This window comes from Agrobacterium sp. 6Ca8 (assembly GCF_055382765.1).
On sequence record NZ_AP026434.1, the window covers coordinates 671970 to 694004 of the forward strand.

At 58.7% G+C, this 22035-nt stretch carries 15 protein-coding genes and 2 pseudogenes; 5 read left to right on the forward strand and 12 right to left on the reverse strand.

The window, feature by feature from the left end; genetic code table 11:
* Positions 1-83: 83 nt before the first annotated feature.
* From ACZ5A6_RS17275 to ACZ5A6_RS17310, 8 genes and pseudogenes are all read right to left on the reverse strand, one after another.
* Entirely contained in the window at positions 84-2078 is a 1995-nt protein-coding gene (locus ACZ5A6_RS17275) for an alpha-glucosidase (RefSeq protein WP_019564647.1), read from the reverse strand.
* A 12-nt stretch (positions 2079-2090) separates the two neighbouring features.
* Positions 2091-2948 (reverse strand): carbohydrate ABC transporter permease, encoded by an 858-nt coding sequence (locus tag ACZ5A6_RS17280; RefSeq protein ID WP_003500737.1) that lies wholly within the window; start codon positions 2946-2948, stop codon positions 2091-2093.
* 4 nt (positions 2949-2952) lie between these two features.
* Positions 2953-3219, reverse strand: a pseudogene (locus ACZ5A6_RS17285) (sugar ABC transporter permease); the annotation flags it as partial.
* Between the two features lie 3 nt (positions 3220-3222).
* A pseudogene (locus ACZ5A6_RS17290) lies at positions 3223-3396 on the reverse strand (carbohydrate ABC transporter permease); the annotation flags it as partial.
* Positions 3397-3400: 4 nt separating this feature from the next.
* Positions 3401-4312, reverse strand: coding sequence for a carbohydrate ABC transporter permease (locus ACZ5A6_RS17295; RefSeq protein WP_003510821.1), 912 nt, complete (start codon positions 4310-4312; stop codon positions 3401-3403).
* 174 nt (positions 4313-4486) lie between these two features.
* The gene (locus ACZ5A6_RS17300; RefSeq protein WP_013761547.1) at positions 4487-5722 is read right to left on the reverse strand and encodes an ABC transporter substrate-binding protein; all 1236 of its coding nucleotides are present in this window, start codon (positions 5720-5722) and stop codon (positions 4487-4489) included.
* A gap of 54 nt (positions 5723-5776) precedes the next feature.
* Complete coding sequence (locus ACZ5A6_RS17305) at positions 5777-6853, reverse strand: ABC transporter ATP-binding protein (protein ID WP_003510819.1); 1077 nt, start codon at positions 6851-6853, stop codon at positions 5777-5779.
* 332 nt (positions 6854-7185) lie between these two features.
* Positions 7186-7890 carry a GntR family transcriptional regulator gene (locus tag ACZ5A6_RS17310; RefSeq protein ID WP_026330679.1) on the reverse strand — a complete coding sequence of 235 codons (705 nt, stop codon included), beginning with the start codon at positions 7888-7890 and terminating at the stop codon, positions 7186-7188.
* A 100-nt stretch (positions 7891-7990) separates the two neighbouring features.
* On the opposite strand from ACZ5A6_RS17310, the gene ACZ5A6_RS17315 reads away from it, so the two are divergent.
* The 5 genes from ACZ5A6_RS17315 to ACZ5A6_RS17335 all read left to right on the forward strand — a co-directional run bounded on the left by ACZ5A6_RS17315 (position 7991) and on the right by ACZ5A6_RS17335 (position 15350).
* Positions 7991-9148 carry an LLM class flavin-dependent oxidoreductase gene (locus ACZ5A6_RS17315; protein ID WP_019564644.1) on the forward strand — a complete coding sequence of 386 codons (1158 nt, stop codon included), beginning with the start codon at positions 7991-7993 and terminating at the stop codon, positions 9146-9148.
* Positions 9148-10041, forward strand: coding sequence for an aldo/keto reductase (locus tag ACZ5A6_RS17320; protein WP_019564643.1), 894 nt, complete (start codon positions 9148-9150; stop codon positions 10039-10041). Before ACZ5A6_RS17315 ends, ACZ5A6_RS17320 begins: the two co-directional genes overlap by 1 nt.
* Positions 10041-10565 carry an NADH-dependent FMN reductase SmoA gene (gene smoA, locus ACZ5A6_RS17325; protein ID WP_013761544.1) on the forward strand — a complete coding sequence of 175 codons (525 nt, stop codon included), beginning with the start codon at positions 10041-10043 and terminating at the stop codon, positions 10563-10565. Before ACZ5A6_RS17320 ends, smoA begins: the two co-directional genes overlap by 1 nt.
* 232 nt (positions 10566-10797) lie before the next feature.
* Positions 10798-14766, forward strand: coding sequence for an autotransporter domain-containing protein (locus ACZ5A6_RS17330; RefSeq protein ID WP_019564642.1), 3969 nt, complete (start codon positions 10798-10800; stop codon positions 14764-14766).
* Positions 14766-15350 carry an invasion associated locus B family protein gene (locus tag ACZ5A6_RS17335; protein WP_112292286.1) on the forward strand — a complete coding sequence of 195 codons (585 nt, stop codon included), beginning with the start codon at positions 14766-14768 and terminating at the stop codon, positions 15348-15350. The genes ACZ5A6_RS17330 and ACZ5A6_RS17335 overlap by 1 nt, the downstream gene beginning before the upstream one ends.
* A 56-nt stretch (positions 15351-15406) precedes the next feature.
* Here the strand turns inward: ACZ5A6_RS17335 and ACZ5A6_RS17340 are convergent, their stop codons facing one another.
* From ACZ5A6_RS17340 to ACZ5A6_RS17355, 4 genes are all read right to left on the reverse strand, one after another.
* Positions 15407-18550 carry an efflux RND transporter permease subunit gene (locus ACZ5A6_RS17340; RefSeq protein ID WP_080801184.1) on the reverse strand — a complete coding sequence of 1048 codons (3144 nt, stop codon included), beginning with the start codon at positions 18548-18550 and terminating at the stop codon, positions 15407-15409.
* Positions 18547-19848 (reverse strand): efflux RND transporter periplasmic adaptor subunit, encoded by a 1302-nt coding sequence (locus ACZ5A6_RS17345; protein WP_035199423.1) that lies wholly within the window; start codon positions 19846-19848, stop codon positions 18547-18549. Before ACZ5A6_RS17345 ends, ACZ5A6_RS17340 begins: the two co-directional genes overlap by 4 nt.
* A gap of 294 nt (positions 19849-20142) precedes the next feature.
* Positions 20143-21339 (reverse strand): polysaccharide biosynthesis/export family protein, encoded by a 1197-nt coding sequence (locus ACZ5A6_RS17350; RefSeq protein ID WP_013761539.1) that lies wholly within the window; start codon positions 21337-21339, stop codon positions 20143-20145.
* Between the two features lie 412 nt (positions 21340-21751).
* Entirely contained in the window at positions 21752-21910 is a 159-nt protein-coding gene (locus tag ACZ5A6_RS17355; RefSeq protein WP_174050449.1) for a hypothetical protein, read from the reverse strand.
* Positions 21911-22035: the final 125 nt, after the last annotated feature.

The following is a 22035-nucleotide window of genomic DNA, read 5'->3' on the forward strand; positions in this document are numbered from 1 at the left end:
GCCTTTTAGCGAGGCCTGTTAAAGCATCGGTTGAACGCCGCAATATCTGCGGCGTTTTTTGGAAATGGCCGGAAGGTGATGCTTCAAGCGATATTGCGAAGCTGTTCAAATAACGCAGTAAAGGGCGTTTCAGCGCGGTGGAACACAGCCGGCTGGCCTATCGGAGCCTCCACGGTGATCTCGTGCCCGCCAAAATACCGCGCGCCACTCCAAAGATGCATCCATTCCCCATCGCCCGGAAGGTAAAGCGTGCGCTGCGTCTCCCCCGCCTTCCACACTGGTGCGACCAGCATGTCGGCCCCATAGAGATAGCTGTCCTGAATGGCATAGGTCTGCCGGTCGTTCTCGTGATGCAGGAAAAGCGGGCGCTGTACCGGCAGGCCGGTTTTGGCTGCTTCAGTGGAGAGCGATTTCAGATAGGGGGCGAGTGCGACATAGATTGCCGTCATGCGGGCAAAATGGCCAAGAACGGTCTCGTCCTGATCGATCTGGAGATTGTCGCGCGGGCGATTGCCCTCATGGGTTCGCATGACAGGAGTAAAGGCTGCCATCTCCGTCCAGCGCATGATGAGTTCCGGGGTTCTGACATTGCCGAACAGGCTGGTATAACCGCCAATGTCGGAATGGTGATAGGCATTGCCGAGAAGACCGGAGGACAGCGCACCGCATATGACGGTGACGAGACCGTCATGGCGGGAGAAATCGACGGACTGGTCGCCGCCCCACAGCAGCGGGCAGTGGGCTTGCACACCGGTAAAGCCCGCCCGCATGAAGAACAGCGCTTCGCCGGTTTTGCCACGGCTTTCAACAGCCTTGGCGTTGACCTCTGCCCAGAGCGTCGGCCAGGTATTGTGCATCAGCTTGGCGTCGATGCCGTTCGATAGCGTGATGTCGATCGGCAGATATTCGCCGAAATCGGCCATCCAGCCAGAAAGGCCGAAATCCAGCATGTTCTTGCCGATGATCTCTTCGGAAAACCACTCGGCTGCGGCCGGATTGGTGAAATCGACCACGCCACAATCGAACTCGCCGAAATCCACGAGCGCCGTCTTGCCGTCCGCGCCGGTGGCGAAATAACCGGCCGCCTCCGCCTCCGGAAAAAGCGGGCCGTCGACGCAGAGATAGGGGTTCACGTATCCCAGAAAACGAATGCCCTGATCGGCAAGCTCGGCGATCTTCTGACGCAAATGCGGATAACGCGCCTCATTGGCCTGCCAGTCCCAGAAGAGCCGGGCGCCGAATGATGTCTGGCGAAGCCCCACCCAGTCCTCGCACCACAGGCCGGAGACCTTGGTTCCGGCAGCGCGGATTTTTTCCAGCCGGGCAAAGGAGTTGGCGCCATCCTTTAACCCGATGATCGCGCCGCCATAGACCCACTCCGGCAGTTCCGGCTGGCGTCCGAACCGCAGCGAGAGGGCGGAAACGATATCGGTGAAACGATCGCCGGTGAAAAACTCGATCCTTTCGGGGATCGCCCAGATCTCGACTTCGTGGAAATCTTCGTTGCGGAAATCGAAGACCGAATAGGCGCTGGTTTCCACATGCAGCGCATATTTGCGCGACGACAGATAGGTCGGCTGCGGGTAATTGGTGTTGTAATAATCGCCACCCGCCTTGCCGCTGACGTCAGCCTTGAAGGTGATTTCAGCGGTCTTGTCGCGGCCGACACCGGGTTCGGAGGTCCAGAGCGGAAAGCGGCGGCCGCGCATGTCGAAATAGGACATCTGTTCGCCACCGCCCCAGACATGTTCGTCCTCATCTGCGACGATCCGCAGCCACAGCCGATTGATGGTTTCATCCAGCGCCGTGACCCTGATGGCATTTCCATCCAGCGCCAGATGAAGGCGCGCGGCCTGCCCGGGTGCGGAAGACAGCGTAACGCTGTCGCCACTGACTTCGGCGTGGCGGAGCGCAGTTCGTTCGATGACATAGTCCTCGATATCGAAATTGCCGCGATACATATCCATCCGCTCCTTGCCCAAACCGGCGAAGAAAGCCGGGTTCTCAGGCGAATGAGAAAGAATGGTGTGGCTGCCAATCGCAAGCGTGAAGCCGTCTCTGGTCTTTTCGAATTGCATGACTGTACCTGTTTAACCCTTGAGACCGCCGGCGGTGAGACCGGAGACGACGCGTTCCTGAAAGATGACGATCAGGATCGCAACCGGGACGATGCCGACCACCAGCGCCGCCGAGATGACGGGCCAGGGGAAAGCGAACTCACCCTGGTAAAGCTGGATGCCGACCGGCAGCGTGCGCAGTGCCGGATTGGAATTGAAGGAGAGCGCCAGCAGGAATTCGTCCCAGGCGTTCACGAAAGCGAGAATACCGGCGGTGAAGACACCCGGCGCGCATAGCGGCACGACAACCTTGAACAGCGCACCGATGCGGGTGCAGCCATCAATCATGGCGGCGTTTTCCAGATCGCGCGGGATGCTTTCGAAGAAGGACACCAGCATCAGCGTGCAGACCGGCAGGGAGAGCACGGTGTAAGGCAGTATAAGAGCGGTCCAGCTATTGAGCAGGTTGAGCGCACGCATGATCTCGAACAGAGGCACCAGCAGCGTTACCAGCGGGAATGTGGAAACGGCGATGATGAGCGAGAGGATCAGCGCCCGGTACTTGAGATCGAGCCGCGCCAGCGCATAGGCTGCCAGCACCGAAATCAGAATTGTGAGGGCCGTGGAAAGCAGCGCGACCATGAAGCTGTTGAACAGGAAGAGGTGCAGCGGCTGGTCGGAAAAGGCCTGCATGTAATTGGCGAGTGTGGGCGCATGCGGAAACCATGTGATCGGTTTCACCGTCAGTTCCGCTTCGGTTTTCAGCGAGGTGAACAGGATCCATATTGCCGGGAACAGGCCGTTGACCAGCAATATGGAGGCCGCAATGAAGCGCAGCGGCTTGCCGGAGAAGAAGGAGGACAGACCGGAGGAGGTCGCAACGGTGCTCATAGGATCAGTCCTTCGTCCTGATAATGCGGAGATAAACGGCGGTGACGCACATGGAGAGCGCAAACATCATGACCGCCAGTGCCGAACCGTAACCGAGATCGAGGAAGGAAACGGTGTTCTGGTGAATGTACATGGCGAGCGTCGTGGTTGATGTGCCGGGGCCGCCGCCGGTCATCATGTATGGAATATCAAAGGTCTGCAGCGCCGTAATCGTACGGAAGATGAGAGCAACGACGATCGAGGGCTTTAGGAGCGGCAGCGTGATCTCGAAGAGCGGAAACCATGTGATCGGTTTCACCGTCAGTTCCGCTTCGGTTTTCAGCGAGGTGAACAGGATCCATATTGCCGGAAACAGGCCGTTGACCAGCAATATGGAGGCCGCAATGAAGCGCAGCGGCTTGCCGGAGAAGAAGGAGGACAGACCGGAGGAGGTCGCAACGGTGCTCATAGGATCAGTCCTTCGTCCTGATAATGCGGAGATAAACGGCGGTGACGCACATGGAGAGCGCAAACATCATGACCGCCAGCGCCGAACCGTAACCGAGATCGAGGAAGGAAACGGTGTTCTGGTGAATGTACATGGCGAGCGTCGTGGTTGATGTGCCGGGGCCGCCGCCGGTCATCATGTATGGAATATCAAAGGTCTGCAGCGCCGTAATCGTACGGAAGATGAGAGCAACGACGATCGAGGGCTTTAGGAGCGGCAGCGTGATCTCGAAGAACTGCCTGAGCTTGCCGGCGCCATCCACATCGGCGGCTTCATAAAGCGAGCGCGGAATGGTTTGCAGCCCTGCAAGGATCATCAGTGCCATGAAGGAGGAGGTCTTCCAGATGATGGTCAGGCAGATGGCCGCAAAGGCCCAGTTCGGGGAGTTGAACCAGATGATGCCTTCAAAGCCCAGCCGGTTCAGCACATCGTTGACCACGCCGTATTCGTAGTGGAAAAACCACGCGAAGATGAGGCCGGCGAACGACAGAGGCAGCGCCCAGGGGATGAGCAGCGACAGGCGCATCGGCCATTGCATCGAAAACGGCAGGTTGGCGAGGAGCGCAAGGCCCAGGCCCATGAACAGCGCTCCCGGCACCGTTATCAGCGTTATCAGCACCGTATTCCAGGTCGTTTCCCAGAAAATCGGATCATCGAGCATCGCCGTGTAGTTTTCAAAGCCGATGAATTCCGCCGGCAGACCTGATGTCAGCGAAAGGCTGAAAAACGAGGTGTAGACGAGACGCGCCACCGGATAGACGATGATAAGGGAAAGAAGAATGGCTGCAGGCGCCAGCAAAAGCACGGCAAGCGACCGGTCACCGAGATCGAGCCACCGCGTCCAGCGCGGCTGCGGTTTCTCGTCCACCCTGACCATTGTTCTCTCCGGCATCGTCACGTCTGCCACTCCCGCAACTGAATTCACGTCATCGTCTCCCGATCAGACCGGTTAAGTCCCGGCCCGTTTATCGCGCCGTTCAGGCGATTTTCACTGGTTCGGCCAAACGGGCCGGCAACGGCATGTCCTGCATGCCGCCCCCGGCCACAGGGCTTAGCGCAATACGCGGCGCAGACGGCTTTCCATCTGCTTTGCGCCGTCTTCCGGCGACATCACGCCCGCAAGCACGCCATTGACGGTGGTGCGGATCGTTTCGCTGACCTCGTTGTAACGCGGTGTTACCGGACGGGCCTTTGCCGTTTCAACAACCGGAAGAGCATCCGCAAACCAAGGGATGGACTTGGTCACATCAGCATCCTTGTAGAGCGAGGCATAGGTGGGCAGCAGCGCGGCATTGATGGCCATGAACTTCGAAACATCCTGGCTGGACAGATATTCCACCAGTTTCTTGGCTTCGTCCTGCTGCTTGGAATAGGCGGAAACGCCGAATTCCCAGCCGCCGAGGCACGTCGTCTGCTCTCCGCCCTTGACGGCCGGCAACCGGGCGACGCCAACCTTGTCGTTGACTTGGGATTCCTTGCCCTGAAAATGGGTCCAGGCGTAGGACCAGTTGACGGCGAAGAGAACCTTGCCCGCCTGGAATTCCTTGCGCGTGTCGTCGGTCGCCACTTCGGAAATGTTCTTCTTGGAAATGCCTTCGTCGACGAAGCTCTTCCAGAGCTTCAGCGAATCCACGGCCGCCTGATTGTCAAAATTCAGCTTGCCGTTTTGAACCAGCGACTTGCCTTCGCTCCAGTAGGGCAGCAGGAACGTGCATACCGCACCTTCGATGGCCTTACCCTGGAAGGAGAGGCCCTGAAGTTCGGGGTTCTTTTCGCCCTCCATCACCTTTTTTGAGGCTTCCTTAAGCTCATCCCAGGTGGTCGGCGGCTGGATGCCGTATTTGTCCAGCAAGTCCTTGCGATAGTAGAGGAACATGGAATCGGCGAACGCCGGCAGCGCCACGATCTTGCCGTTCACGGTGTTTGCTTCTGCATAGGTCGGCAGGTAGGCGGACAAGTCCTTGCCGGAGAAATCGCTGGTCCAGCCAGCGGTTGCGAACTGTGCGGGACGGATGACATCGAGCATCAGCACGTCGAGGCTCGAATCTTTGGCAGACATGACGGTGTTGAGATATTGCGCCTGCATTTCGGAGGTATTGCCGCCGGTCTCGATCACGACTTTCACGCCTGGCGTCTTCGCCTCATATTGATCGAGCGCCTTGCGCCACACGTCGGGTTGATGCTGGCTGGAAACGAAGATTTTGAGTTCGGCGTCGGCAAAGGCCTGTCCCGAAAAGCTGAGCATCGTTGCGCAGAGCGCCGCTCCCGTAAGGGCTTTGAATTTCATGTTTTCCTCCCGTTATTGAAATCTTGAAGCCGGGCCGGTGGCGGCCCGATCCTGTCACTGAATGGAGCGTTCCGTCGTCACGTCGAACAGGTGCACCTTCGATGGGTCGAGGCCGATCTTCAGTTCCTCATTCGGAGCCGGTTTCATCTCTGGCGGCATTCTCGCCGTCAGCGCCGCATCACCGAGGGTGAAATGCACCAGCGTATCCGACCCCAAAGGCTCCACCACCTGCACCTTGACGGAGAGCTGTGTGTCAAATCCCCCGGCGGGACCGAAATGTTCAGGGCGAATGCCGACGATGACCTCCCGTCCATCGAGCGCCGTTTCACGGGACGGTCTGATTGCTGCCAGTGGAAGAGAGTTGCCGTCCGTAAATGTCAGCCTGTCGCCGGTCACTCTGGCGCGGGCGAAATTCATGGCAGGCGCACCGACGAAACCGCCGACGAACACGCTTTCCGGACGGTTATAGACCTCGTCCGGCGTGCCCACCTGCTCGATATCGCCGCCGCGCAGAATGACGATGCGGTCAGCCAGCGTCATCGCCTCCACCTGATCATGCGTCACGTAGATGATGGTGGTGCCCAGCTGCTGGTGCAGGCGCTTGATTTCCGTGCGAACCTGTCCGCGCAGTTTTGCGTCGAGGTTGGAAAGCGGCTCGTCGAACAGAAACACCTGCGGGCGGCGCACGATGGCGCGACCCATGGCCACGCGCTGGCGCTGGCCGCCGGAAAGCTGGCCCGGACGACGGTCCAGCAGATGGCTGATGCCCAGCATATTCGCTGCCTCATCAATGCTGGCATTGGCCTGCGAGGCGCTTACACCACGTACCTTCAGGCTGAAACCCATGTTTTCACGCACCGTCTTGTGCGGGTAAAGCGCGTAGTCCTGAAACACCATGGCGATGTCACGCTCGCGCGGCGGCAGTTTGTTGACAACGCGGTCGCCGATCATCACCTCACCGCCGCTGATGCTTTCCAGCCCGGCGACCATGCGCAACGTCGTGGATTTTCCGCAGCCGGAGGGGCCGACGAAAACCACGAATTCACCATCGTTGATTTCAAGGTCGATACCCTTGACGATGCGCAGGGCACCGTAACTCTTGTCCAGCTTGCGCAGGCTGACTGAAGCCATCTTTTCCTCCTCACGTCCGGGGCGTCCAAAATCGGATGAACGCAAACCCGGCATCAACCTTCAAATCCACGCATCGCTTTTCGAAAAAATCATCCCGATCGTCCGGCGATATCGTGGGACGGCCAAACGCCTGTCTCCCTAGGCCCGCGATATTACCTTTCGTCAAAAGGAAATCAATAGTGTATCAATTTTATTTCTGACAGAAATCAAAAACCGGCAAAGCTTTGATTTGTAGAAATATTTCAGCGAAAATCCCTGCGTGGCAGGTCTCGGCTTCCTTGCCTGTGGTCAATTTTCTCTGTCCATGTGCATCACGCGAATTTCGTGCGTTTTCAACGTATGCGTGAAACGTACCGTGCGACGGTGTGATCGAACCATGTCCATGAGACTTCAGCCACGGCTCCGTCCTGACCCTGGCTCAGGCGAAGGACACGCGGGACCGACGCGCCGGGTTTCTGGCCGAATTGTGCAGGCGCCCATTCTGGCACTTCCCCGAGGTCGATGCGGTCTTCTGCCTTCGATATCCAGAGATTGAGGCGGGTGCGATAATAGAGATAGAGCGATTCCGACAGGTTCTCGATGGTAATCGTATCGACATAGGAACCGTCGAGCCAGATCTCCTCGATTGCCGCCGCTTTCCCCGCGATACGCCTCAGGCGGCGGATGCGGTGGCCTTCCGGCGATGTGCCAAAGTCGGGCAGGGTGGATGGCTTGGCAAGGCGGGCAACATCCACCACCTCCGCCGTTGGCAGGCCACCGCCCTCGATCATCTCCAGCCGGAAGAAGGCATAAACGCTCTGGGGATCGCTGACCGCGCGGATATAATTGCCGGAACCCTGCACACGCTCCAGCAGTCCACGCTCCTGCAACTCCGCAAGCGCCTTGCGAAGCGTGCCGACAGCAATGCCGAGATCGGCTGCCATATCCCTTTCGGGAGCAAGCTTTTCACCATCTGTCAGACGGCCCGCAGCGACTTCGCGCACCAGCATTTCGGCGATCTGCAGATACATAGGCAGGCTGCCGCCCGTGTGTTTCATGATGCTATCCCCTCCGCAAAACAAAAATTGATACATCATTGATTTACATATTTCTTGATGTTATGCAAGAAAAACGAGAGCGGCCTTGAGGAGGAATTGCATGACCGTCGTACCCGTTACATCCGCTGATCTCGATGCTGCCGAGGTCTCCTGGTTTTCTGCCCTTTGTTCCGATGATTACGCCTATCTGGGCGTGCCGGATGGCAGCCTGCGCTCCAGCTTCGAACATTGCTCGGATATCGTCAAAAAGGCCGAGGAACTCGGTTTTCGCAACATTCTCTGCCCCTCTTCCTATCAGGTCGGCCAGGACACGTTGAGCTTCGTGGCAGGTTGCGCTCCGATCAGCGACCGCATCAATTTCCTTGCTGCAATCCGTTGCGGCGAAATGCAGCCGATCATGCTGGCGCGTACGGTGGCGACGCTCGATCACATGCTGAAGGGTCGCCTGACGCTCAACGTCATCAGCTCCGATTTTCCCGGCGAGGTGGCTGACAGCGCGTTTCGCTACAAACGCAGCCATGAAGTCGTGCAGATTTTGCGCCAGGCCTGGACCCGTGACACGATTGACCATGACGGCGAAATCTACCAGTTCCAGGGTGTCTCCACCGAGCCTGCACGTCCGTACCAGCAGAATGGCGGTCCGCTGCTCTATTTCGGCGGTTATTCGCCGGATGCGCTGGAGCTGTGCGGCGCGCAATGCGACGTGTATCTGATGTGGCCCGAAACGAAAGACCAGCTCGCAGACCGCATGCGCGCTGCCCATGAGCGTGCCGCAGCCCATGGCCGCACGCTGGATTACGGCCTGCGAGTCCACATGGTCGTGCGCGATACCGAACAGGAAGCGCGTGAATATGCCGAGCATCTGGTTTCGAAGCTCGACGACGAATATGGCCAGCTGATCCGCAACCGCGCCCACGACAGCGGCTCACTCGGTGTATCGCATCAGGCGCGGGCCCGGGAACTGGCCGACAAGTTCGGTTATGTCGAACCCAACCTGTGGACCGGCATCGGCCGGGCGCGCTCCGGCTGTGGTGCAGCGCTCGTCGGCTCCACCGACAAGGTCCTTTCGGCGTTGGAGGAATACCAGAAGATGGGTATTCGCGCCTTCATCCTCTCGGGTTATCCGCATCTCGACGAGGCTGAACACTTCGGAACCAAGGTCCTGCCGCAAATGAAAACCTGCTCCCTGCCGCATGCATACGGCCGGGTGCCTTCTGAAACACCTGCCACGCCGCTGGGCAACGGGGAACGCCACTGATGGAACGTATCGCTCTTTCTGAAAACCTGGAACTTAGCCGCATCGTTTACGGCATGTGGCGCATCGGCGACGATGCTGATACTTCGCCTTCCCATGTACAGGCAAAGATCGAAGCCTGCCTGGCGCAGGGCATCACCACCATGGATCAGGCTGATATATATGGTGGATACACGGCGGAAGCCATTCTGGGTGCCGGCCTCAAGGCAGCTCCATCCCTTCGCGACAAGATCGAGATCGTGACGAAATGCGGCATCGTGGCGCCAGCCGGGCGTCACTCAGCCGCCCGCGTCAAGCATTACGATACCACGGCTGGCCATATCAACGCTTCAGTCGAGGCCTCCTTGCGTGACATGGGCACAGATCATGTCGATCTCTTGCTGATCCACCGGCCCGATCCGCTGATCGATCCCGAAGAAACCGGCAAGGCGCTCGATGCACTGGTAGCGTCCGGCAAGGTCAAGGCCGTGGGCGTTTCCAATTTCCGCCCTTGGGATTTCTCCCTGCTCCAATCGGCTATGAGCAATAGGCTGGTTACGAACCAGATCGAAATGAGCTTGCTTGCTACCGATAGCTTCACCAATGGCGATCTGGCCTTCCTGCAGGAAAAGCGCGTTTCACCGATGGCGTGGTCGCCGCTTGGCGGCGGTTCGCTGTTTTCCGGTGCGCATGGTGGAACCATGGCTGCCCTGCAGCGCATCGGCAACGAGCAGGGCGTCGATGCCACTGCCGTTGCCATCGCCTGGCTGCTGCGGCATCCAGCAAAGATCGTGCCCGTGCTCGGCACCAACAATATTCAGCGCATAAAAACGGCGGCCGATGCCCTGCGCGTCACCATCGACCGCCAGACCTGGTTTGAGCTTTACACACTTGCAATTGGAAGCGAGGTGCCGTGATGACAGTCGCAGAAGCGATCAAAATGCCCAATGAGCATGTATTTGTTCCCGGCGGCGAAAACAGCCGCAGCTTTCGCAATGCGCTCGGCGCTTTCACCACCGGCGTGACGGTGGTGACGGCAACGACGCCCGAAGGGCCGATCGGAATGACGGTCAACAGCTTCGCGTCGGTATCGCTCGATCCGCCGCTGGTGCTGTGGTCGCCTGCCAAAAATTCATCGCGCTATCCGGCCTTCAGCGGCGCAACGCATTTCGCCATCCATGTGCTGAGCGCAGATCAGGACGTGCTGAGCGCCCGCTTCACCCGCAACGGCCGCGCATTTGACGATCTTGACTGGGAAATCAACGACGAGGGCGTTCCGGTCATTCCGGGCACGCTCGCCCGTTTCGAATGCCGGCAGGCGGCAGCCCACGATGCGGGCGATCACACCATCATCGTCGGCGAAGTGCTGCGTGCCGCCCACCGCGATGGCGATCCCCTGTGCTTTTCAGGCGGAGCCTTCGGGCGGTTTTCAAAGCAGTAGGCAGAACGGGATTTTCCCGTTCGATCTCGGCAGAGATTTACTCCAGCCATCTGTTGCTTATTTAACGGAGCACGCCTGTCGTGCTCCGTTTTTGTTTCGTCTGTCAGTAAAAACCACGCTTTGCGCTGTTCATACTGGAAATCATCTTTCAAACTGGCGTAGTTGATCTGATTCACAAAATGATTCGCTCGATCAAAGGAAGACCGCACGTCGCGCGGGTTAGGGAGACTGAATGTCCGCTTGTTTCTGCCATGTTTCGGAAGGGGAAACCTGTCCGACAGCGGAAATGCGTGCCTTGACGCCAAGCAGGCTTTTCGTCTGCGGTACGGCGGGTCTTTTTTTCTTTATATTTTCGCTTGCCGCTACATCGGAGGCTATCGCCGAAACGTTGCTCTGGACGGGGTCCGATGGGGGTGACTGGTTTACCGACGCGGACTGGGGTCCGTCGCGCCGCGTGCCTGGTGCCAGCGATGATGTGATGATCGATACCTACGGCCCGGTCATTACGATAGGGACGAGCGCCAAAGCCCGTGAATTGTTGATAGGCACCGCGCCAGGGGCCGGCACGCTGGTAGTGCAGGGCGGCTTGCAGACAGATTCAGTTTTTCTCGGCGCTGTCAGTGGCGCGTCCGGCACCGCAAGTTTCATCGGTGCGAAATGGCAGAATGACGGTGATGTCTCCATCGGTGGCAGCGGCGTGGGTAACCTTTCCCTTTTGCACGGCACGACGGCATCGTCGAAGAACGTCCTTATTGGCGGAAGCGGGACTGGAAATGGCTCCCTCAAGCTCGATAACTCTTCCACTCTCACGACTTCCGACACCGTTTTTGTGAGCGGGTCGTCTTCCGGAGCTGGCGGCGGTGGAAATCTGGAGGTGCTCGGCGCCAGCGAGCTTTACAGTGCGAGAGGCGTTCTGGCCGAAGACCTCGGCACGACGGGAACCGCGCTGGTTTCCGGTGAAGACAGCCACTGGACCATGTCCGGGGATATGGTCGTTGGCGAAGCAGGCGTTGGTAAGCTCACCGTAACCGGTGGCGGCACGGTCATCAGTCAGACAACGACGGTGATTGCCAATCTGGCTTCTGCGGACGGAAGTTCTGTGACGGTAAGCCGTCTGGGCTCCGCGCTGCAAAGCGGCGGATCGCTCGTCGTTGGCAATTCGGGAGCTGCAACGCTTCTCGTAGAGGCCGCAGGGACCATAACCAGTGGCGAGGCCATTATCGGCCGCCATTCGGCAAGTGAGGCGACTGTCACCGGCGACGGCTCGAATTGGAGGACCGGCGACCTGCAGGTCGGCGGCGATGTCGCCGATCCGGGCGGTGCCGCCGGCAATGGTAAGCTCAACGTTATGGCGGGTGGCTCCGTTGATAGTACGGCGGCGCGGCTTGGTGTTGTGGCGGGTGCGACGGGCACTGCCGCCGTGGATGGGCAGGGCTCGGTCTGGACAGTCAACCGTGGCGATCTCGAGGTGGGGGTGAATGGCACGGGTTCGCTGGCAGTCACGGGCGGCGGCCTTGTCGATGCAGCGAATATCATCATCGGAGCAAATGCCGGTGGTACTGGTTCCGCCCGGGTATCCGGTGCCGGCAGCAAATTGCAAAGCCGCGCCGATCTCAATGTCGGCCTTGACGGCAACGGTTCCATGACCGTCGAGGCCGGTGGCACGGTGGAAAGCCGCGACGGCTATGTTGCGGCCCATGGCGGCTCCACTTCCACCGTAACGGTGGCGGGCGACGGATCGAGCTGGGCGATGACCGGAACGTTTTTTGTCGGATACGGAGGCGGGACTACAGGAAATGTGTCGGTCAGCGCCGGCGGCGGTATCAAAGCTGCCAAGGTGATGCTCGGTGATCTTGCCGGTTCCTCCGGCACGATGACGATCACAGGATCGGGTTCGAACGTCACCGCTTATATCGACAACGGCGTTGTGAACTCCGGCTCCGTCGATGTGGGTTTTGAAGGTTCCGGAAGCTTGACCGTTACGAATGGCGGATCGCTTGATGCCTATGATCTCTATGCGGGCAGTGCGGCGGGATCGAATGGAAACGTTCTGGTCAGCGGTGTGGGATCGCGCGTTGCGGTTGGCAATCTCATGGTCGTCGGCGATGCCGGAAACGGTTCCGTGGAGATAACCGGCGGAGCCTCGCTGGCTGCGCCCACTATTCTCATTGCCGCATCGGCGGGTTCCACAGGGGTGCTCAACATCGGAGCTGCCGTGGGCCAAACCGCCCGCTCAGCGGGTGCGTTGGAAGCGCGCACGATTGCTTTCGGTGCAGGCAACGGCAGCATCGTCTTCAACCATTCCGAGACCGGCTATATACTCTCAGCCGATATTTCAGGTGCGGGCAAAGTCGTTGCCGAAGCTGGCGTCACAACGCTTGGCGGCAATAACAGCTATTCCGGCGGCACCACGATTTCCTCCGGCACGCTGAAAGGCACCTCAAAAAGTTTCGGCTCGGGCGGCATCGCCAACGATGCGCAACTCGTTGTCGATGGTGCCGGCACGCTTTCCAATGCCATCAGCGGTACTGGCACCTTTGAAAAGACCGGCGATGGCAATCTGGTCTTGACCGGAAATAGTACCTATACGGGCACCAGTGCGGTTTCCTCTGGAAAGCTCAGCGTCAATGGCTCGCTTGCAAGCGCTGTTTCGGTCGGTACCGGCGCGACACTTGGCGGCTCCGGCACCATCGGAGGCCTGACCGTCGGCTCGGGTGGCACGCTCGCGCCCGGCAATTCGATCGGCACGCTGGCTTCCACGGGCAGCGCAACATTTGCTAGTGGCTCTCGCTATGAGGTTGAAATCGACGCCGCCGGCAATTCCGACAGGCTTGCCGTGACCGGAACCATCACTATCGACAATGATGTCAGTCTTGTCGTTACGTCGCTGGCGAACCAAACTGCCTATAGCCTCAGCACCCGCTACACGATCCTGACGGCAACGGGCGGAATTACCGGTACGTTTTCAAGTGTCGGCGAAAATTTCGCCTATCTGACCGCAAGGGTAGCCCGGAGTGCCGACGACGGCAGCACCTATCTTTCCTTCGCCCGGGCATCACCGGATGCCGGCTTTCTGGCCGTTGAAACATCGACGGCCAATGCGCGCGGGGCCGCCAACGCCATAGAGGCGCTTGGGGAAAGCTCGCCGCTCTACGAGGCGGCCGTGTTTCTGCAGCAGGGCGAAACGCAATCCGCCTTCGCGCAGCTTGCCGGGGAAATTCATCCCTCGCTTGCCATGGCTTTGATCAACCGCAGCCAACTCACCCGCGATCTCATTCTCAACCGGCTGCGCAGTGCTTTCGAAGGTGTCGATGCGCGCCCGATCCTGCCGGTCGCCTATGCTGAAGGCGGATCAAACCCGTTTGACATTGACGAGGGTTCACTCACGTTCTGGTCCAGTGGTTTCGGCTCTCGCGGCCGCATCGATGGCGATGGAAACGGCGCATCGGCCGAGATGAAGGGCGGCGGCGTCCTCTTTGGTGTTGACGGAGATCTGGCTGATGGCTGGCGTGCCGGGGTGGCCGCCGGTTACGGCCGCGATGTGATCAGCCAGGGTTCTCCTGCTGCATCTGCTGACGTAGACAGCTACTATGTGGCGGGTTATGCGGGCAAAACAATTGGCCCTGCATCCCTGCGTCTTGGTGCAACCCACGCCTTTCAGGATGTCGAAACCCGCCGGGCAGTTTCCTTTTCAACATTGAAGGAGGACCTCACTGCCGGTTACGACGCTTCCACCACGCAGGTCTTTGCCGAAGCCGCCTGGCGGTTCGATTTCGATCTCACCCATATCGAGCCTTACGCCAATATCGCTTACGTGAATACGCGGACGGATGCTTTCCGGGAGATGGGCGGTATCGCCGCCGTCTCTTCGGGTGCCGTCAGCCACGACGAGTTTTATTCGACGCTCGGGGCGCGCATCAGCCGTGACATTGCGTTGGAGGGGATGCTTGGACGCGCGATGCTCGATATCGGGTGGCGTCATGCCTATGGCGATCCGATGATGGAGAGCGCACTGTTCTACGAGGGTGGCAGTGCGTTTTCTGTGACAAGTGCTGCCATGGCGCGCGACGTGGCATTGATCAATCTGGGGCTTAGCTACAATCTCAACCCATCCGCCACCTTGACATTCCGTTACGGCGCGGTTTTTGGCGCGGGTCTTCTGGATCAATCTGCTTCAGCCCAACTTGGAGTTCGTTTCTGATGAAGCGCAGTCAAAACACGCTTTGGAAAACGGCTCTCACGGTGTTCCTGTCCGCCGGTTTGGTGGCAGGCGGTGCTCCCGCGCAAGATGCAGAAAAAAAGGCGGACGCGCCGTTGCGTGAGGTTCACGGGAGTTGGCAGCTTGCTTGCGTCGCGCCTGCGAAAAAAGATGATAATGACGCCAATACGCCGGTGGCGGAGACGGCAAAACCGCTCTGCGGCATCGCTCAGGTCCAGCTTGAGGAGAAGACACGCAAACTGGTCGTCTCCGTCGAGTTCCGGCTGGATGGTGTGGGGACGCCGGGTAAGCTTTCCGGCACCATGGTCATGCCTTTCGGCCTTGCCGTCACAAAGCTGTTTTCGGTAAAATCCGGAAATGTGCGGTTGCAGGAAGTTCAGGTCAGCACGTGTCTGCCCGTGGGCTGCATCGTTTCCTTCACGCCGTTCGTCGAACTTGTAACCGCGCTGAAGGCCGGACAAACCCTGACAATAGAGGCCCCCGATCTGCAGGGCCGAACGGTTTCGTTCCAGTTGCAGGGACAGGGATTTTCCGAGGCACTGGAGCGCCTCGGAAGCTTGCATTAGAGCATTTCCGGTAGAAACCGCATCGCGGTTTGTGTCCGGAGATGCGTATCTACGATCTATGCCGCGACGGAATCGGGTTCGCTGGCACTTTCCGGCTTTTGCGGTTCCGCGTGTTTTTCAGCCGATTTCTTGCGCGAAAACAGCCCGGTGAGGTAGGTACCCAACCTGTCCATTTCCACGAAGATGACCGGGGTGATGAACAGCGTCAGCAATTGCGAGACGATGAGACCACCGACCACGGCAACACCAAGTGGCTGGCGCAGTTCCGAGCTGGCGCCTGAGCCGAGGGCGATGGGCAGGGCGCCCAGCAGCGCGCAGAAGGTCGTCATCATGATCGGCCGGAAACGGCGCACGCAGGCTTCGTGGATGGCGCTGGTGGGCGGTTCGGCCTTTTCGCGGATCAGTTCCACCGCCACGTCGATCATCATGATCGCGTTTTTCTTGACGATGCCGATCAGCATCAACAGCCCGATCAGTGCAATGATCGAGAAATCCATGCCCATCACCTTCAGCGCGACCAGCGCACCAAAAGCCGCCGCCGGCAGACCGGAAAGGATGGTCAGCGGGTGGATGAAGCTTTCGTAAAGCACACCCAGCACCACATAGATGGTCAACACTGCCGCAAGAATGAGGATGCCGGTATTGCCCTGGCTCTGCTGGAATATCGCCGCCGTGCCGCCATAGCTGGTGAACACGTCCTGCGGCAGGCCGATGGTGGTTTTGATCTGGTCAATACGGCTCGTCGCATCCGAAAGCGCCACGCCATCCGGCAGGTTGAAGGAGACGGTCGTAGAAACGAGCTGGCCCGTCTGGTTGATGGTCACCGGCGCCTGCGTGCGAGTGAGGGTGGCGAAGTTGGAAAGCGGAACCAGAACACCCGATTTTGCCGAGAGAATGTTGATGTCGCTCAGGAAATCGTCATTCCACTGTTTCGAGCTGTCGAATTCGACGATCACATCATAGCTATCACCGGTCGACTGGATTTGCGCCGCCGTATAACCGCCGAACGACATTTCCAGCGTCTTGCGCAATTGGTCGTTGGTAATGCCGAAGGCGGCTGCCTTTTCAGGGTCGACCGAAATAGTCGCCGCAATTGCGCCGTTCTGAGCGTCGGAATTGACGGCGGCGAATGTGCGGTCGCGGCGCATCGCCTCCATCAGCTTGTTCGACCATTCATTGGTCGCGTCGGCGTTCAGGCCCTGAATGACGAGCTGGTATTGGCTGGCGGAGCTGCGCCCGCCCAAACGCAAGCTTTGCTGGGGATTGATATAGGTGCGGATGCCCGCCACCTTCGATGTCGCCTGGCCAAGTTCGGCCAATACCTGGCTTAGCGGTGCACGCTCTTCCTTCGGTTTCAGCTCCACGAACATCGAGCCGTTATTCAGCGGGTTGCGGGAGTTGCCACCGACTGTAGAGGTCACATGCACCACGGCCGGGTTCTTGCGGATCTGATCGGCCACCTGGGCCTGAAGATCGCGCATCGCGGTATAGGAAATGTCCTCACGCGCCTGCGTCGACACGGAAAGGCGACCGATATCTTCCTGCGGGAAGAAGCTGGAAGGCAAAGTCTCGAACAGATAAAGCGATGCTGCAACCGATGCCAGGAATGCGCCCAGAACCACGCGGCGATGGGAAAGGCACCAGCCAACCGCCTTGCCGTAGAGGCGAAGCGTGCGCTCGAAGCCGGCGTCGAACCAACGGATGATGGCCGGCGGTCTGGAGGAATGACCCGAAAGCCTTGAGGCGAGCATGGGCGTGACGGTCAGCGAAACCAGCGCCGACGCCATGATCGCCAGCGTGACCACCATGCCGAATTCGTTAAACAGCCTGCCGATCACTCCGCCCATCAGCAGAATGGGAATGAACACTGCGACCAGTGAGATGGACATGGACAGAATGGTGCCGCTGACTTCCGCGGCGCCCTGAAGGGCCGCCTCGCGCATCGTCAGGCCTTTTTCCTCGTGCAGTCGCAGGATGTTTTCCAGCATGACGATCGCATCGTCCACCACAAGTCCAACCGACAATGTCAGTCCGAGTAGCGAGATATTGTCGATACTGTACCCCAGAACATACATGGCGCCGAAGGCGGTAATCAGTGATAGCGGCACGGCAAGGCCCGGAATAATGGTCGCCGTCAGATGCCCGGTGAAGAGATAGATAACCGCAACCACCAGCCCGATTGTGAGGAGCAGCGTGAACTGTACGTCGGCAATCGCGTCCTTGATCGCGGTCGAGGCGTCATTCATGACGTTGATATTGACCGATGGCGGCAATTGCTGGCGCAGCGCCGGTAACTTGGCCCGGATGGCATCCACCACATCAACGGTGTTGGCGTCCGGCTGGCGCTGCACGGCAAGAACAATCGCCTGTTCGCCATCGAACCAACTGCCGGCATTGGGGTTGTCGATACTGTCCGTGACATTGGCGATATCGCCGAGGTGGATGGAAGCACCGTTGCTTGTCGCCACCACCAGCGAGCGGAAGGCCGCCGCATCGGTGCGCTGGGTGTCTGCCTCTATCGTCAGGCGCTGGTTGTCATTCTGCAACGCGCCCACGGGCACCTGATTGTTCGCCTGCGCGATGGCGGTTGTGACGGTATCGACGCCAAGCCCTCTTGCCTGAAGCTGCGAGGGATCGAGGCCAATGCGCACGGCATAGGTCTGCGCGCCGTAGATACTCACCTGCGCGACGCCGGAGATGGTTGAAAGCAGCGGCGAGATGATGTTCTCGGCGATTTCGTCCACCTTGCTGGTCGGCATCTCCTTGCTGTTGATGGCGAGCAGCAGTACCGGCGCATCGGCCGGGTTGGTCTTGCGGTAACTCGGCGTTGTCGTCATGTTGCTTGGCAATTGCCGCTGTGCGCGCGAAATCGCCGCCTGAACATCTGCTGCCGCTGCGTCGATGTCACGGTTGAGATCGAATTGCAGCACGATGGAACTGTTGCCCAGAGTGTTGGTGGCGCTGATTTCGCTGACACCCGGAATGGTCTCGAACTGCTTCACCAGCGGCGTGGTGACCGAGGTCGCCATGGTTTGCGGCGAGGCGCCCGACAGCGACGACGAAACGCTGATCGTCGGAAAATCGACTTTCGGCAGCGCAGCGACAGGCAACAGGCGGAAACCGGCAAGCCCGGCGAGCACGAGGCCGATGGCGAGAAGGGTGGTTGCAACGGGTCGGTTGATGCAGAAATTCGGGATCATGGGTTACCCACCTGTTCCTGCTGCGGAATATTGGCGGCTAGATTGGCGGCCGCGCCGCCCTTGTCCGAGAATTGCTCGACCACCTGTTGACCGTCGGCAAGTCCCGACTGGCCTTCGATGATCACATGCTCGCCGCCGGTGAGGCCGTTGGCAATGGCTGTCATATCGCCGTTGGAGCGGGCAACTTCCACGGTCGTCATATGAACACGGTGGTTGTCATCTACGGTGTAGACGAAATTACCCTTCGGCCCCGGCCGCACGGCAACCGTCGGCACGACGATCATCTCCGCGTCGGAGACGAAATGAGCCGTGACGTTGACGGACTGGCCGGGCCACAACAGCCCGCGATCGTTCTTGAATTCCGCTTTGGCAAGTACGGTACCGGACGTTTGGTCTACGACGTTGTCGTAAAAACGCAGCATGCCGCTCATGGGCTCGCCGCCGGTTGCCGCCGGGTCTACATCGACCGCCGTGTCCTTCTGAACGCCTTCGCGCAATTGCGGCAGGTAGCGCTGCGACAGGCGAAAACTGACAGAGATGGGATCGTATTTCGTGATCGTCACAATATTGATGCCAGCGCTGAGATAGGCACCGGGGCTGACGGTAACATCGCCCAGTCGCCCATCGAAGGGCGCACGGATCTCCATATGTTCGAGCGTTACCTGGTCGGAAGCAAGCGTCGCCTTGTCGGCATCGATCTTTGCGGCGGCGCTGTCCCGGGCTGCCCTTGCCTGATCCAGCACCTGCTGGGACTCTGCGCTCTGCTTGACCAGATTGGCGGCGCGCTGGAAGGCGGCTTCCGTCTGTTCCAGCGTTGCCTGATCGGCAGCGATATTGGCCTTGTCCTTGTCGACGGCTGCGCGGGCGATACGGTCATCCATCTTGAGGATCAGATCACCCGCCTTGATATGCTGGCCGTCCTTCGCGGAGATTTCCGTGACGAGACCGGCCTGAAGCGGCGCTATATTGGTGATGTCGGCGGCAACCGCCCATCCCGTCGCCGTAGCGTCCATTGGCAACGTCGCCTTGTTGACGGCGATGGTGCTGACGGTAGGCGGCCCGCCATTGCGCCGCCCGCCACCTTGCCTCTGGCCTGTCTGCTGGCCGGCTTGACCGTTCTGCGACGTCTGGCCCTTCTTGCCGGCAGATCCATCGGCCGTTGCCGTTTCTGCATGTGGCGAAACGCTGGCGAATTGTTTGAGGTAGGGAATTTGATCAAGGGGCAGGCGATCTTTAAAATACCACGCGCCGGCGGCTGCGATGGCGAGAACGCTGAGGGCGGTCCAGAAACGTTTCATCTGACGGTTCCGCAAAATGAGAGCAATACATGTTTCCCGAACATGTTCGGCAAGCCCTGGGAGCAGCTTTAGCTCCCACAAGACACCCAATGCGCTGCAAAATCACCTTAAACTTTTGTAATGGCGGCGACGATGTCTGCCGCCATGTTGCCTTGCGAAACAAGGGTTGTGGCGGTTTTGGGCATATGCCCGTCGCCGGGCTCGATGCACGGAACTTGACCCCAATCGTGACCAAAATAAAAAGCCGCCTCGTTTCCGGGGCGGCTTTGAACAGGAGCGGCGAGTTGCCGAGGCTTAGAACGCCCGGATGGCGTTGCGCGTCGCAAGTACATCCTCGGAGACGTTGCCGGCCGTTGCGGGAACGGAGCCAACGAGGTCCAGGAACTTGTAAAGTTCGGTTGCCTGCGAGTTGGTGACGTAGATGATATCGCGATCCTGCATAGGGAATTTCGTGGTGGCAAAGAAGGTTGAAGGATCGCGCAGGTTGGCGCGGAAGATGACCGGAACTTCCTGTCCCGGGAACTTGGACATGTCGATGCCAAGCTTCACGAGAAGATCGCGTTTGACGGTACGATAGACATAGACCTGCGCAGGGTCGGCACGGGAGTCAAGCAATCCGCCCGCCTTGCCCAATGCATCCGAGAGCTTCAGCGCGGCGTCCTCAAATTCGAAACGACCATTGAGGCCGGAAGCGCCGAAAGCGAGATAGGTGCGGCGTTCACGCTCCACCATGACCGTGTCGCCCGGAACCACATAGATGTTCTCGGAAGGCGTGCTGACAAGGTGATTGTAGTTGACGCGCGCGGTCTTGCCGCGACGGATCAGCGTGACATAGGATTCGATATTCGGGGCGCTGAGGCCTTTTGCATAGGAGATGACGTCGAGAACGCGGTCACCCGCTTCTGAAAGCTGGACCTTCGTCGGCTCCTTGACGTCGCCAAGCACGGATGCCTGTGCGGAGCGGCTGGAAATCTTGGTGATGAGGACCTGCGGTTCGATGGCCCGGTTGGCCAGACGCTCCTCGATCTCGCTCTGCACATCCTCGACATTGCGGCCTGTTGCGCGGATCTTGCCGGCATAGGGAACGCTGATATTGCCTTCCCGGTCTACCGTCTGGTTCGGCAGGCTGATGAAGTTGCCGGGACGGCTGCCCGCATCGTTTGGAATGAAAAGTCCGCCCGCCTGGCTTTCGAAGATTGCGACCTGCACCACGTCACCAACGCCCATCGGCAACGCCGGAACACCACCCTTGCCGCCGCCGAAACTGCCGAGCAGGGTAGCGGTGGTGGTATCGCCGACATAGTTCAAGACGGAACTGTTGATATCGATAAGAGCGTAGTCAACGCCAGCAGTTTTCTTTTTGTCCTTGGAACTGAATTTCACTGAAGCGTTGGATTCGATTGTTGCCGCATCGGGGCCTGATGCCGCTGTGACGGTGCACCCCGCAAGTGCTGCGGAGGCAAGCAGAATCGAAACATTCAATAAACGCATTTGGTCCTCAAAATAAATTTCGTCCGAAAAAAGAAACAAACCGGACATCGTATAGTTTTATAAAAATTGGCACTTCATATTTGACACCGGTAAATCAAATCTCAACCGGGCATTACATCCGTTCAGCAGAATCGTGTCACGAAATGTCTACGCTTGCATCAGGCTTATTGCCTAACTTAAGGCGATGCTTCAAGTTAAGTCGTCGCTCGATTGCGCCGGAAAATCCGTAACATGCACAATATTCACGACCCCGAATGGCGTCAGTATCATCGTTCTTCTATATTCAATCGGACGGCATAATCACTGCGATTACCGCATAGCGCTAGTGCAGTTTTGTCACGCTTGTCCAGTTTCTTTCATGTTTGACTTAAAAACATGATAATTGGTTGTTTTGCAGTATGTTTTCCCTAAGTCAGCGGCTGATCCTTAGTCCCCGGTTGGTCTGCGGCGCCAGCCGCTCATTGACCCCGAAACGGATAGCGGCCATCATTCCCGTGTGGTCAAAAACGACCAGAATGCCGAGACCCTTGGCTATATCATAGCTGTGATCACGCAACGCCTTATCTTCCATGAAAACACCTAATGTAAATTTTAAAATTATTTATAATTCAGTGAAATATTTATTTGATGTGGATACAAAATTTATTATGAAATACTAATCGTGTATCGGAAGTATTGAATGAGGTTAAAAATCTG